Origin of the sequence: Inquilinus sp. CA228, assembly GCF_052078665.1 — a bacterium.
Lineage (GTDB): Bacteria > Pseudomonadota > Alphaproteobacteria > DSM-16000 > Inquilinaceae > Inquilinus.
Genome location: NZ_JBQJIK010000049.1, coordinates 18808 through 32321, shown reverse-complemented (window position 1 = coordinate 32321; position 13514 = coordinate 18808). Strand labels below are relative to the sequence as shown.

Sequence of the window (13514 nt, the reverse complement as noted above, 5' to 3'; positions counted from 1 at the left end):
CGGATGAGCTTATGAGTTCAGACATCGCCTCGCTGCTCGCCCAGATCGATCTCCGCATCCTCGGCCTGGCCATCCTGCTGGTGGCGCTGCTGACCCTGCTCGTGGCCCTGTTCCGTCGGCCGAGGCTGGATCTCACGCCCCTGAGCGGTGCGGTCGAGGATCTGCGCCGCGACCTGGCCCGGGTGGAGCAGGAGCTGCAGACGGCGGAGCGGCGCGGCGAGGCCTCGGCCGAGGCGCGGGACAGCCGACAGCGGCAAGAGATCGCATCGTCGCTGCGCCACACCGGCGAGACCCTGGTCGGCGCCATGAAGGCGATCGGCGAGACCCAGCAGACCCGCCTCGACACCGTCGCCGCCCGGCTGCAGTCGCTGTCCGAATCGATGGCGCAGAGCCAGAACCGGCTGCGCGAGACCATGGACCTGAACCTGCAGTCGCTGCGCAAGGAGAACGAGGCGAAGCTGGAGCAGATGCGCGCCACGGTCGACGAGAAGCTGCAGGCGACGCTGGAGGCGCGGCTGCAGACCCAGTTCCAGACCGTCAGCGAGCGGCTGGAGCGGGTGCATCAGGGCTTGGGCGAGATGCAGGTGCTGGCCGGCGGCGTCGGCGACCTGAAGAAGATGCTGTCCGGCGTCAAGACCCGCGGTACCTTCGGCGAGGAGCAGTTGGACGCCCTGCTGGCGCAGGTGCTGACCGAGGACCAGCTGGTGCGCAATGCCCGGCCGCGGCCGGACAGCGCCGAGACGGTGGAGTTCGCCATCCGCCTGCCCGAGGGCGTGCTGCTGCCGGTCGACAGCAAGTTCCCGCAGGAGGATTACGAGCGGCTGATCCTGGCGGTGGAGGCCGGCGACGCCCTGGCGGTCGACGCCGCCGGCAGGCAGCTGGAGCGGCGGATCCGGGACGAGGCGAAGAAGATCGCCACCAAGTACATCTGCCCGCCGACGACGACCGATTTCGCCGTGCTGTTCGTGCCGACCGAGGGGCTGTTCGCCGAGATCCTGCGCCGCCCCGGCCTGCGCGAATCGATCCGCGAGCAGCACCGCGTCACCATCCTGGGCCCGACCACGCTGGGCGCCTTCCTGTCCAGCCTGCGCATGGGCTTCCGCACCCTGGCGATCCGCGAGAAATCGGCCGAGATCTGGCAGGTGCTGGGCGCGGTGAAGACCGAGTTCCGCACCTATGGCGAGCTGATGGACAAGGTCGGCAAGAAGCTGCAGGAGGGCCAGAACGTGATCCGCGACATCGGCACCCGCACCCGTGCCATCCACCGCAAGCTGCGCGAGGTGGAGGAGCTGCCGATGGACAAGGCCGCGCCGATCCTGGAGCTCGACGCGCCCGAGGCCGAGATGCCGCCCGTCCTTTCCGACAGTCCGGCGGAAGAAGAGACGCCATAGCCCTGTTGCATCGGCAGGCCGCGGGCCCTATCCAGTCATCATTCATCCGACAATAGGTCGAGAAGAGGAAACCAGATGAGCGTCCACGCCAACTACATCGCCGGCTCGTGGGTCGAAGGCCCGGACGCGGCGAAGAACGTGAACCCGTCGGACCTGTCGGACGTGGTCGGCGAGTACAGCCGCGCCGACCGCGCCCAGGCGGAGCAGGCGATCGCCGCGGCCCGTGCCGCCTTCCCGAAATGGTCGATGACGACGCTGCAGGAGCGGCACGACCTGCTCGACAAGATCGGCAACACCATCCTGGCGCGGAAGGAGGAGCTGGGCCGGCTGCTGTCGCGCGAGGAGGGCAAGACCCTGCCCGAGGGCATCGGCGAGGCCGCCCGCGCCGGCCAGATCTTCAAGTTCTTCGCCGGCGAGGTGCTGCGCATCCAGGGCGAGAAGCTGGCCTCGGTCCGCCCCGGCATCGATGTCGAGATCACGCGTGAGCCGATCGGCGTCATCGGTCTGATCACGCCGTGGAACTTCCCGATCGCGATCCCGGCCTGGAAGCTGGCCCCGGCCCTGGCCTACGGCAACTGCGTCGTGTTCAAGCCGGCCGACCTGGTGCCGGGCAGCGCCTGGGCCCTGGCGCAGATCATCGTCGATTCGGGCGTCCCGGCCGGCGTGTTCAACCTGGTGATGGGCCGCGGCTCGGTGGTCGGCGAGGCCTTCGTCGCCAGCAAGGATGTCGACGCCATCACCTTCACCGGCTCGGTCGGCACCGGCCGCGGCATCGCCCTGCGCTGCGCCGAGCTGGGCAAGAAGGTGCAGCTCGAGATGGGCGGCAAGAACCCGATGGTCATCCTCGACGACGCGGACCTGAACACCGCCGTCGGGGCCGCCACCAACAGCGCCTTCTTCTCCACCGGCCAGCGCTGCACCGCCTCGTCGCGGCTGATCGTGACCGAGGGCATCCACGACCGCTTCGTCGCGGCGATGACCGAGAAGCTGAAGGCGCTGAAGGTCGACAACGCGCTGAAGCAGGGCACCGAGATGGGCCCGGTGGTGGACCAGAGCCAGCTGGACCAGGATCTGTCCTACATCGACATCGGCGTCACGGAAGGCGCCAAGCTGGCCTTCGGAGGCGAGCGGCTGAACCGCGAGACCGAGGGCTTCTACCTGTCGCCGGCGCTGTTCACCGAGACCACCAACGACATGCGGATCAGCCGCGAGGAGATCTTCGGGCCGGTCGCCTCGGTGATCCGGGTCAAGGATTACGAGCAGGCGCTGGCCACGGCGAACGACACCGAGTTCGGCCTGTCCGCCGGCATCGCCACCTCGAGCCTGAAGCACGCCAGCCACTTCAAGCGGGCCAGCCAGGCCGGCATGGTGATGGTGAACCTGCCGACCGCGGGCGTGGACTACCACGTGCCGTTCGGCGGCCGGAAGGGCTCCAGCTACGGCCCGCGCGAACAGGGCCGCTACGCCGCGGAGTTCTACACCGTGGTCAAGACCGCCTACACCTTCCCGGGATGATTTCAGCCGGAAACGGAATGCAGGAGGGCCCGGCCGGCGACGGCCGGGCCTTTTCTGTTTGCGCTTGCGATGCGCCACGGGATGACCAATATGACCATCATGACTATATCGCGTGGAGGTTCGTCGTGAGCGCAGGAACATGGACCGTCGCCGAAGCCAAGGCGAAGTTCAGCGAAGTCATCGATCGAGCCCGCCGGGAGGGACCACAGACAGTCACCCGCAACGGACATTCCGCCGTGGTGGTAGTATCCGCCGAGGAATGGGAACGAAAGACAAAGCGCGTCGGCACCCTCGCTGACTTTTTTGCCGCTTCTCCCCTCCGCGGCTCGGGATTGGATACCGAACGACTCAACGACGGCCCCCGCGAGACCGACCTTTGACCTTCCTTCTCGACACCAACGTCGTCTCGGAGTGGAAGAAGCCCTCTCCCGACGCCGGCGTCATCGCTTGGCTGGCCAACACTGACGAAGACCGGACTTTTCTGAGCGTCGTCACTCTGGCGGAGCTGAGGTATGGCATCGATCGACTGCCCGGTGGAAAGCGGCGCAGCTTGCTCGATCATTGGCTGACGCACGACCTCCCGACACGCTTCGAATCCCGGATCCTGCCGATCGACCCGGCCGTAGCGGATACGTGGGGTATCATCATCGCACGCCGAGCCGCCATGGGACGGCCGATCGGCGCCATGGATGCCTTCATGGCTGCCACCGCCCAGATCCACGACCTCACGCTGGTGACCCGCAATATCTCGGATTTCGAGGCTTCGGTGACATCCATCGTGAATCCGTGGACGCGCCCGCCGTCCACCTGACGACCTCCTCCCTCAAGACCCGCCCGTCACCGCCTGCCAGTCCAGGCCGAAGCGGGCGAGGTACTTGCGCAGGCGGTCGGCATCGTTGGCACTGGTCTTCTGCGCCCGCGAGGCGGCGAACAGGGTGCGGCCGGCGGCGCTGAGCGAGCTGCTGGTGCGGCACACCCCGACCACCGCGGCCAGCTGCGCCCGATCGAACAGGTCGACCTGCGCCAGCCGCTCTAGCCCCAGCAGCCCGGCCAGCAGCGCCTCGCCGCCGTCCTCGCCGCCGCGCGACCAGGTGCGGTGCAGCCGCTCGATCTCCTCCTCCACCACCGCCTCGTTGATTCGGCCGGAGGGGGCGAAGGTGGCCATGCGCGTGATCGAGGCACCGAGGTCGCGGAAATTCGCGCTCCACACCGCCTCGGGCGCGGTGGCGAAGGCCAGATAGCGGTCCCGCGCCTCGCGGTTGAAGGTGATCTTGACCCCCTCCCGCTCGGCATGGCGGCGCAGCTCGAACTCCAGGTTCGGGGCGATGTCCTCGCGCCGGTCGCGCAGCCCCGGCAAAGTGAAGGTCCACAGGTTCAGCCGGGCCAGCAGGTCCTCGCGGAACCGGCCGCGGGCGACGTCGACCGAGAGGTCGCGGTTGGTGCCGGCGATCAGCTGGAAGTCGCTCGACACCTCGCGGTCCGCGCCGACCGGCGGGAACCGCTTCTCCTCCACCGCGCGCAGAATCATCGCCTGCTCGTCGGGCCCCAGCTCACCAATCTCGTCGAGGAACAGGATGCCGCCATCGGCCGAGCGCAGCAGCCCGGCGCGGTCCTGCAGCGCCCCGGTGAAGGCGCCCTTCACATGGCCGAACAGGGCCGACATGGCGCCGTCGCCGCGCAGCGTGGCGCAGTTGACCTCGACGAACGGCCCCTCGACCTGGTGCCGTGCCTTCTTCAGGTCGTAGATCCGCCGCGCCAGCTGCGACTTGCCGGCGCCGGTCGGGCCGATCAGCAGCAAGGGCGCCTTCGACCGGATCGCCACCTGCTCGATCTGGTCGATCATGCGGTTGAAGGCGGCGTTGCGGGTGGCGATGCCGGATTTCAGGAACGACGCCGCCTCCTCCCGCTCCGCCTCGAAGCGGGTGGCGATGCGGTCGTAGCGGGAGAGGTCCAGGTCGATCACGTCGTAGCCGCCGGGATGCCCGGCCTCCCACCGCTTCGGCGGGGTCAGCTGCAGCAGCCGCGCCGGCAGGTAATGCGCCTCGGTCAGCAAGAACCAGCAGATCTGGATGACATGCGTGCCGGTGGTGATGTTGACCAGATACTCCTCATCCTCGGTGTCGAAGTCGTAGCCGCGGGCGAAGTCCAGCATCGCCGCGAACACCTCCTGGAAGTCCCAGGCGTTGCGCAGGTTGATCAAGTTGAAGCGGACCACCGTGTCCGGCGACACCGCCTGGATGTCGGTGGCGACCCGTTTGGCCAGCGCGGCGGAGTGGGTGTCGTGGATCAGCTCCAGCCGGTCGACCAGCATGTCTTCGTGCTGGCACAGCGCCACGGTCGGCCGCCACCGCTCCCACCGGCTGTCCAGCTTGCCGGCATCCATGGTGGTGCCGATGAAGCCGATGACCACCCGACGCTTCGGCATGATCTATCCTATAAGATAAATATCGATCCTGCAGGATCGGATTTCCCCATCATGGGTGATGATCAGAGACGTGTAAATGGGGGTCCGAAAATTTTTTATCCCTTCATTCTCAATCAGTTGGGTGAGATCGGCCGATCGGCTGTCCGGAGTTGGCACGCGCTTCGCTTATAGGAGGGCGCAACCAAAGGATGACGATCATGGCAAACAAGTCCGTGTTTGCTTCGCTGATGGGAAGGCTGCTTCCGCGCAGCGATGCCGTGAACCACGAGGGGGCCCAGGCCTACGCCCTGACGCCGCGCCACGCGCTGGCGCAGCTGGCGGCGACCGGGACGCTCCACCGGACGTTCTACGCCGATGCGCGGGAGCAGCTGGACCAGGTGCTCGCCCTCGCCCGCGAGGTCGAGCCCGGATTCATCGCCCGCACCGCGGTCCATGCCCGGGAGCGGGGGCACATGAAGGACATGCCGGCCCTGCTGGTCGCCCTGCTGTCCACCCTGCAATCGCCCGACGTCACGCCGGCCTTCCGGCGCGTCGTCGACAACGGCCGCATGCTGCGCAGCTTCGTGCAGATCATGCGGTCGGGCGCCGTCGGGCGGAAGTCGCTCGGCACCCGGCCGAAGCGGCTGGTGCAGGAGTGGCTGGAGCAGGCCTCGGACATCGAGATCATGCGGGCCGCGGTGGGGCAGGACCCCTCGCTGGCCGATGTGGTCAGGATGGTGCACCCGAAGCCGGCGAATCCGTCGCGCCAGGCGCTGTATGGCTGGCTGATCGGCCGGCCCTATGACGCCGCGGCGCTGCCGGAGGTCGTGCGGGCCTTCGAGGCCTTCAAGCGCGACCCGTCGGCGCCGGTGCCGGACGTGCCCTTCCAGATGCTGACGGCGCTGCCGCTGACGCGGGAGCACTGGGCGGCGATCGGGGAGAAGGCCGGCTGGCACATGCTGCGGATGAACCTGAACACCTTCGCGCGCCACGGCGTGTTCGAGGTGGACGGGTTCGCCGAGCGGGTGGCGGCAAGGCTGCGCGACCCGGAGGCGATCCGGCGCGCCCGGGTGTTCCCGTACCAGCTGATGGCGGCTTACGCCATGACGGGGACGGGAGTGCCGGCGGTGGTGCGCGAGGCGCTGCAGGACGCGATGGAGGTCGCGGTCGGCAACGTCCCGGTGCTGGCCGGCCGGGTGGTGATCTGCCCCGATGTGTCGGGGTCGATGGCCTCCCCGGTCACCGGATACCGGGCCGGCGGGACCACGGCGGTGCGCTGCATCGACGTCGCCGCGCTGGTGGCGGCGGCGGTGCTGCGGGCCAACCGGTCGGCCCGGATCATGCCGTTCGAACGGGATGTGGTCGAGATCGACCTCAACCCGCGCGATGCGGTGATGACCAACGCGCGGAAGCTGGCCGCCATCGGTGGTGGCGGCACCAACTGCTCGGCCCCGGTCGAGCGGCTGGTGGCGGAGCGCGCGGCGGTCGACCTCGTCGTCTTCGTCTCGGACAACCAGTCCTGGGTCGATGCGGCGAAGCACCCGCACCAGGGCACCGGGCTGATGCAGGCCTGGGCGAAGCTGAAGGAGAGGAATCCGGAGGCCAAGCTGGTCTGCATCGACATCCAGCCCTACGCCACGACGCAGGCGCAGGAGCGGGCGGACATCCTCAACGTCGGGGGCTTCTCCGACGCGGTGTTCGACGCGATCGCCGCCTTCGCCGCGGACGGGTCGGGCGCGGACCGCTGGGTCGACGAGATCGAGCGGATCGTGCTCTGACGGATCGGGGCCGGGCGTCCGGAAAACCGGGCGTCCGGTCCCGGCCGGGAGGAATGCGGTCGGGACTCCAGTGAACCCCGTGGGCAGGCCGGGCAACCGCTGCCTCGGGGCGCCGCTTCGGCGGCGGTTGTCCCGGCCACCACTCGTCCTCCCGGTTGGATCCATGGCGAATGCCGTGCGGGAGTCCATCCTCCAAAGATGGGGCTAACCATGCCCCCTCTCGCACATCCTCGTCGCCATGGCCGCAGGATCGATCCGGCCGGCCGCCGGCCCGGCGAATGCCGCGGAGAGTACAGTCGCACCGACCAAAGACGCGCCCTCCGGCGCGTCCGCTTCTACGGTGCGGGTCTCTCTCCCGATCTTCGTCGCCGGGCCGGCGGCCGGTCGGTGGGGAACGGCCGGAGGCCGGGGGGAATGCCGTCGGGACTACGTTGAAAACCTGCCGTCACACGCAGGCGCCGCCTCGGCGGCGGTCGTCCCGGCAACCCTGGTCCCCCCGGCCGATCGTGTTTCGTGACGAATGCCGGCGGAATTCCATGGAGGCGGGTTCGACTCCCGCCGGGTCCGGTTTCCATCACCGGCCCGTCGCTCAGCGGCCGAGCAATGGTTTCGCCACCCCTGGTCGTCACGCCTGCCTCACGCGGCGAATGCCTGCGGGAGTCCATTGGTCAGAGCACCTGCCGCAAGGCAGGAGGTGGCGGTTCGACTCCGTCCCGGGCCGCGAGGTCCGGTAGCTCAGGAAACACTCTCGCGAACCCTTGTCGCCGTCCCTCGCAACCCCTTGAAAGGACCACAGATCGCAGCGAATGCCGGCCGGGATTCCATCAGGCAGCGGCGCAAGCCGTGAGGTTCGAGTCCTCGCCCGCACCACGGTCCACCGTGGGACGGAAAGATCCCGCCACTCCTTGTCGCTGCACCCGAACGCATGGCGAATGCCGATGGAACTCCATGGACTCTTACTCCCCAGGTCGCGGGTTCGACTCCCGCCGGGGCATCGCCCTCACGGGAATGCTCCGTAGCTCAGCGGTAGAGCAGGTGCCCGGCCGGGTCTCGACCCGGACGGGCAGCGTTTCATCACCCTTGTCGCCATGCGTCCTTCTGGACTCGAGGATCACCATCATGGACCGGACCTACGACCTTCTGACCGAAAGCTTCGCCCCGGCGCGCGACACGCGCGCCAAGCCGGTCAAGATGTGGACCCGCGGCGTGCCGGTCGATGACGGCTCGCGCCAGCAGTTGCTGAACACGGCGACCCTGCCGTTCATCCACAAGCATGTCGCGGCGATGCCGGACGTGCATTACGGCAAGGGCGCGACCATCGGGTCGGTCATCCCGACGCGCGGGGCGATCATCCCGGCGGCGGTCGGCGTCGACATCGGCTGCGGCATGTGCGCCGTGCGCACGACCCTGACCAGCCACCAGCTGCCGGACAGCCTGTCCGGGCTGCGCTCGGCGCTCGAGGCGGTGATCCCGGTCGGGATGGCCGATCACGGGCAGAAGGTGCCGCGCGCGGCGGAGAACGCCTGGTACTCGGGCTTCAAGCGCCGCTACGACGAGCTGCAGCAGAAGTACCCGGCGATCTCCACCCGGAACTCGCCGGCGCGGCAGATCGGCACGCTGGGCGGCGGCAACCACTTCATCGAGGTCTGCCTGGACCAGGACGACCGGGTGTGGGTGATGCTGCATTCCGGCTCGCGCGGGGTCGGCAACCGCATCGGCAGCTTCTTCATCGCCGCGGCGCGCCGGGAGATGGAGCGGCTGTTCATCCACCTGCCGGACCGGGACCTGGCCTACCTGGCCGAGGGCTCGGCGCTGTTCGACGACTACATGGAAGCGGTCGGCTGGGCGCAGGACTACGCCCGCGCCAACCGGGACGTGATGCTGAAGCAGGCGCTGGCGGCGATGGCCGCCGCCTTCACCGATTTCGGCGTCACCGACGAGGCGATCAACTGCCACCACAACTACGTGGAGCGGGAGCATCACTTCGGCGAGAACGTCTGGGTCACCCGCAAGGGCGCCGTGCGCGCCCGCGAGGGCGATCTGGGCATCATCCCGGGATCGATGGGGGCGCGGTCCTTCATCGTCCGCGGCAAGGGCAATCCCGACAGCTTCTGCTCGTGCTCCCACGGGGCCGGGCGGGTGATGTCGCGGACCGAGGCCAAGCGGCGGTTCACGGTCGCCGACCATGCAGCCGCCACCGCGGGGATCGAGTGCCGCAAGGACGAGGGCGTCATCGACGAGACGCCCAAGGCCTACAAGGACATCGACGCCGTGATGGCCGCCCAGTCGGATCTGGTGGAGGTGGTACACACGCTGCGCCAGATCGTCTGTGTGAAGGGGTAGAGACGCCACGGGCAGCGGTCCGGGCAGCCGGACCGCTGCCCGCCGTTGCTCGTGGTCTCAACAACAAGAAACGAAAGAACCGACCATGATCACGATCGACGGATCCCAGGGCGAGGGCGGAGGGCAGATCCTGCGCTCGGCCCTGACCCTGTCCCTGGCGACCGGGACCCCGTTCCGGATCGAGCGGATCCGGGCGGGGCGCACCAAGCCGGGCCTGCTGCGCCAGCACCTCACGGCCGTGAAGGCGGCGAGCGAGATCGGCCGGGCCGCGGTGACGGGGGCCGAGCTGGGCTCGACCGTGCTCGGCTTCACGCCGGGGCCGGTCGCGGCCGGCGCGTATGACTTCGCCATCGGCTCGGCCGGGTCGACCCTGCTGGTGCTGCAGACCGTGCTGCTGCCGCTGGCGCTGGCGGACGCCCCGTCGCGGCTGCGGCTGCAGGGCGGCACCCATGCCATGGGGGCGCCGAGCTTCGACTTCGTCGAGCGCGCCTTCCTGCCGCTGCTGCACCGCATGGGCTTCCACGCCCGGGCGGCGCTGCGGCGGCACGGCTTCTACCCGGCAGGCGGCGGCGTGGTCGACGTCGAGGTGATGCCGCGCGGCAGGCCGGCGCCGCTGGTGCTGGAGCGGCGCGGCGCCCTGGTGTCGCAGCAGGTGGAGGCGGTGGTCACCCATCTGCCGCTGCACATCGCGGCGCGGGAGACGGCGACCGTCGCCAAGGCCCTGCGCTGGCGGACCGAGGCGCTGGCCCCGGCCCGCGCCGTCGCCGCGGACGGGCCGGGCAACTGCCTGACCGTGACGGTGGCGCATGAGCATGCGACCGAGGTGTTCACCGGCCATGGCCAGCCCGGCCTGGCGGCGGAGGATGTCGCCGCGGCGACGGCAAAGGCGGTGCGGCAGTACCTCGCCAGCCGGGCCCCGGTCGGCCCGCATCTGGCGGACCAGCTGCTGCTGCCGATGGCTCTGGGCGCGGGCGGCCGGTTCGTCACGGTGGCGCCGACGCCGCACACCCGCACCAACATCGCGGTGATCGAGGCCTTCCTCGGCACCCGGATCGCGGTGACCCGCCACACCGGCCGCAGCATGCTGGTCACGGTGGCCGGGCGAACGAGCAAGGAGGCGGCATGAACGCCGCGCAGACCCTGACGCCGAGGACGCTGGCCCCGTTCCTGCTGAACGTGGCCAGCGTCCTGCCGGTCTTCATCTGGGGGCCGCCGGGCATCGGCAAATCCGCCCTGGTCCAGGCCTTCGCCGAGTCCGTCGGCCTGCCCTGCGTGTCGCTGCTCGGCTCGCAGCTGGCGCCGGAGGACATCATCGGCGTGCCGCAGATCATGGACGGCAAGTCGCGCTTCTGCCCGCCGACCATCATCGCGCGGGACGAGCCCTATTGCCTGTTCCTGGACGAGCTGAACGCCTGCTCGCACGAGGTGCAGAAGGCGTTCTACTCGCTGATCCTGGACCGGCGGGTGGGTGAGTTCCGCCTGCCCGAGGGCACCATCGTGATCGGCGCCGGCAACCGGACGGAGGATGCGGCGATCACCCGGCCGCTGTCCTCCGCCCTGGTCAACCGGCTGGTCCATGTCCAGCTGCGCGCCTCGGCCCGCGACTGGCTGGACTGGGCCGGCGGCGCCGGGGTGCATGAGATGGTCATCTCCTATGTCGGGCAGCGGTCGGACCACCTCTGGTCCAAGCCGCCGAAGCATGAGGAGCCGTTCTCGACTCCGCGGGCCTGGGACATGCTGTCCCGCGCCCTGCACGCCTATGGTCCGGGCATCACGCTGGACGAGATCAAGGTGCTGGCCAGCGGCCTGCTGACGCCGGCGCATGCCCAGCAGTTCGCGGCCTTCGCCAAGCTGCGCGAGCGGGCGCACGACCTGTCGGCGATCCTGAAGGGCGACCGCGGCTGGCCGGAGAAGCCGGAGGAGCGGGACATCCTGTACTTCCTGGTGCAGCAGCTGCGCGACCGGCTGATCAAGGAGCTGCCGGACGACGAGGGCGCCGCCGGGCGCGAGGCGCGGCAGCTGGCCAACCGGTCGAAGGAGCTGATCGTGACCCTGGCGCGGATCTCCACCGAGCTGGCCCAGCTGGTGGTGACCGAGACCGAGAGCGGCGCCGCCCTGCCGGCCTGGTACACCATCGAGCTGGCGCGCGCTTTGCCGCGGCTGGCGGCGCAGCGGGCGGGCTGACGGCCATGGCCAGGCGCCGCGAACCGCCGAAGGAGAATCTGCGCGCGATCACGGCCGGCTGCGCCCTGCTGCGCGACCACCCACTGTTCGCCGGCCTGGTCGGTCGCGACTGGATGGCGGCGAGGCCGTCCCGACCCTTCCCGACCGACGGCTTCGCCCGGCTGGTCCTGTCGCGCAGCCGGTACGACGACAAGCCGGTGATCACGATCGAAGCCAATCCCTGGCGCCGCGCCGAGCCGGCGGAATGGGCCAATATCCTGGCCCAGGCGCTGCTGCACGAGCATATGAACCATGTCGATCCCGCCCGCACCGACGAGGCCTGGCGCATGGCGTGCGGCCTGGTCGCGGTCGAGTTCCTGCGCCCGCTGGGCCTCGGCCGGCGGCCGGAAGCCCTGCCCTATCCGGCGCTGCCGCCGCCGGGCCGCGACGTGGCGGAGATCGCCCGGATCCTGGCGGAAGACCCGGCCGGCCGCGCCGCCCATGCCGGTCCCGGCATCGCCGGCGCCGGAGAGACGGCCTGGATCTTCACCGCCGACGCCCCGCCGCTGACCCCGGCGATCCGCAGGGCGTATGAGGACCGGTTCGCCACGGCGATCCGCCGCAGCGTCGTCAGTGCGATCGAGGGGGCCGGCGCCGCAGCGCGCGGCCCGGCCGGGCCCAGGCGCAACCCCAACTCCCTGGCCGAGCGTGCCCGCGCCTGGTTCGTCGCCAGCTATCCGCTGCTGGCGGCACTGGCGGCGACCTTCGAGATCATCGAGGACGAGGGGCTGTGCCGGCAGCTGGACATCGCCGTCGCCGCCGTCGACACCGAGCTGCAGCGGATCTACCTGAACCCGAAATTCCCCTGGACCCATGACGGGCTGAAATTCGTCATGGCGCATGAGCTGCTGCATGTCGGGCTGCGCCACGAGCCGCGTCGGCAGGGCCGCGACCCGTATCTGTGGAACATCGCCTGCGACTACGTGATCAATGGCTGGCTGGTCGAGATGGGCGTCGGCGAGGTGCCGTTCGACAGCCTGCTGCTGGACCCCGAGCTGGGCTTCGAGCGCGACTCGGCGGAGGCGATCTACGACCGCATCACCCGCGACCTGCGCCTGATCCGGCGGCTGAACAAGGCCCGCACCCTGCGCGGCCAGGGCAAGGTCGACATGCTGGGCGACCGGCCGCCGGCCTGGTGGACCGGGCCGGGCACCGACCTGGACGCCTTCTACCGCCGCGCTCTGGCCGAGGGGCTGGACCTGCATCTGGCCGGCACCGGGCGCGGCGAGCTGCCCGGCGAGCTGGTCGAGGAGATCCGGGCGATCCAGCACCCGCCGATCCCGTGGGACGTCCGGCTGGGCCAGTGGCTGGACGCCTTCTTCCCGCCGCTGGACAGCCGGCGCAGCTTCGCCCGGGCCAGCCGGCGGCAGGCGGCCACGCCCGACATCCCGCGGCCGGTCTGGCTGCGCCCGGAGGAGCGGCTGGCCACCCGCACCTTCGGCACGGTGCTGGACACCTCCGGTTCGATGCCGCCGCGGCTGCTGGCCCGGGCGCTGGGGGCAATCGCCAGCTATGCCGTCAGCCGCGAGGTGCCGCTGGTGCGCGTGGTGCAATGCGACGCCGGCATCCACGACATGGGCTACGTGCCGCCGGAGACGCTGCTGCAGCGGGTGGAGATCCGCGGCCGCGGCGGCACGGTGCTGCAGCCGGCCATTACCCGGCTCGAGGGCGATGACGGCTTCCCGCGCGAGGCGCCGATCCTGGTCATCACCGACGGCGCCTGCGACATGCTGTCGATCCGCCGGGAGCATGCCTTCCTGATGCCCGAAGGCGCCCGCCTGCCCTTCCGCAGCGCCGCGCCGCAATTCCATTTCGAGCGGCCGGAATGAGCCGCCCGGCCGGTGCGCTTGACACCGGCCT

Annotated in this window: 10 protein-coding genes; 9 read left to right on the top strand and 1 reads right to left on the bottom strand. The window is 70.0% G+C overall.

Annotated elements, in window-relative coordinates:
- Positions 1-11 precede the first annotated feature (11 nt).
- The 4 genes from rmuC (at position 12) to ACTOWL_RS23315 (ending at position 3717) form a co-directional block, all read left to right on the top strand.
- Positions 12-1391 (top strand): DNA recombination protein RmuC, encoded by a 1380-nt coding sequence (rmuC, locus tag ACTOWL_RS23330; RefSeq protein ID WP_441323671.1) that lies wholly within the window; start codon positions 12-14, stop codon positions 1389-1391.
- A gap of 75 nt (positions 1392-1466) precedes the next feature.
- Positions 1467-2906, top strand: a complete 1440-nt coding sequence (locus ACTOWL_RS23325; RefSeq protein WP_441323670.1) for an aldehyde dehydrogenase family protein — start codon at positions 1467-1469, stop codon at positions 2904-2906.
- 17 nt (positions 2907-2923) lie between these two features.
- A complete protein-coding gene (locus tag ACTOWL_RS23320; protein WP_441323669.1) occupies positions 2924-3286 on the top strand; it encodes a type II toxin-antitoxin system Phd/YefM family antitoxin in 363 nt (120 codons plus the stop codon).
- Complete coding sequence (locus ACTOWL_RS23315; protein WP_441323668.1) at positions 3283-3717, top strand: type II toxin-antitoxin system VapC family toxin; 435 nt, start codon at positions 3283-3285, stop codon at positions 3715-3717. The genes ACTOWL_RS23320 and ACTOWL_RS23315 overlap by 4 nt, the downstream gene beginning before the upstream one ends.
- 12 nt (positions 3718-3729) lie before the next feature.
- On the opposite strand, the gene rtcR is transcribed toward ACTOWL_RS23315, so the two are convergent.
- Positions 3730-5331: an RNA repair transcriptional activator RtcR gene (gene rtcR, locus ACTOWL_RS23310; RefSeq protein WP_441323667.1), complete on the bottom strand. Its 1602-nt coding sequence runs from the start codon at positions 5329-5331 to the stop codon at positions 3730-3732.
- A 197-nt stretch (positions 5332-5528) separates the two neighbouring features.
- On the opposite strand from rtcR, the gene ACTOWL_RS23305 reads away from it, so the two are divergent.
- From ACTOWL_RS23305 to ACTOWL_RS23285, 5 genes are all read left to right on the top strand, one after another.
- On the top strand, positions 5529-7088 hold the full coding sequence (locus ACTOWL_RS23305) for a vWA domain-containing protein (RefSeq protein ID WP_441323666.1): 1560 nt from the start codon (positions 5529-5531) through the stop codon (positions 7086-7088).
- A 1119-nt stretch (positions 7089-8207) separates the two neighbouring features.
- Positions 8208-9431 (top strand): RtcB family protein, encoded by a 1224-nt coding sequence (locus tag ACTOWL_RS23300; RefSeq protein WP_441323665.1) that lies wholly within the window; start codon positions 8208-8210, stop codon positions 9429-9431.
- 85 nt (positions 9432-9516) lie between these two features.
- Positions 9517-10557, top strand: a complete 1041-nt coding sequence (gene rtcA, locus ACTOWL_RS23295; protein ID WP_441323664.1) for an RNA 3'-terminal phosphate cyclase — start codon at positions 9517-9519, stop codon at positions 10555-10557.
- Positions 10554-11615, top strand: a complete 1062-nt coding sequence (locus ACTOWL_RS23290) for an ATP-binding protein (protein WP_441323663.1) — start codon at positions 10554-10556, stop codon at positions 11613-11615. The genes rtcA and ACTOWL_RS23290 overlap by 4 nt, the downstream gene beginning before the upstream one ends.
- A gap of 5 nt (positions 11616-11620) precedes the next feature.
- Positions 11621-13483 (top strand): vWA domain-containing protein, encoded by a 1863-nt coding sequence (locus tag ACTOWL_RS23285; RefSeq protein WP_441323662.1) that lies wholly within the window; start codon positions 11621-11623, stop codon positions 13481-13483.
- Positions 13484-13514: the final 31 nt, after the last annotated feature.

Excerpts from the sequence above, each read along its gene's own strand:
- rmuC (WP_441323671.1), top strand. The coding sequence starts at position 12 with ATGAGTTCAGACATCGCCTCGCTGCTCGCCCAGATCGATCTCCGCATC.
- ACTOWL_RS23325 (WP_441323670.1), top strand. The coding sequence starts at position 1,467 with ATGAGCGTCCACGCCAACTACATCGCCGGCTCGTGGGTCGAAGGCCCG.
- ACTOWL_RS23320 (WP_441323669.1), top strand. The coding sequence starts at position 2,924 with ATGCAGGAGGGCCCGGCCGGCGACGGCCGGGCCTTTTCTGTTTGCGCT.
- rtcR (WP_441323667.1), bottom strand. The coding sequence starts at position 5,331 with ATGCCGAAGCGTCGGGTGGTCATCGGCTTCATCGGCACCACCATGGAT.
- ACTOWL_RS23305 (WP_441323666.1), top strand. The coding sequence starts at position 5,529 with ATGGCAAACAAGTCCGTGTTTGCTTCGCTGATGGGAAGGCTGCTTCCG.
- ACTOWL_RS23300 (WP_441323665.1), top strand. The coding sequence starts at position 8,208 with ATGGACCGGACCTACGACCTTCTGACCGAAAGCTTCGCCCCGGCGCGC.
- rtcA (WP_441323664.1), top strand. The coding sequence starts at position 9,517 with ATGATCACGATCGACGGATCCCAGGGCGAGGGCGGAGGGCAGATCCTG.
- ACTOWL_RS23290 (WP_441323663.1), top strand. The coding sequence starts at position 10,554 with ATGAACGCCGCGCAGACCCTGACGCCGAGGACGCTGGCCCCGTTCCTG.
- ACTOWL_RS23285 (WP_441323662.1), top strand. The coding sequence starts at position 11,621 with ATGGCCAGGCGCCGCGAACCGCCGAAGGAGAATCTGCGCGCGATCACG.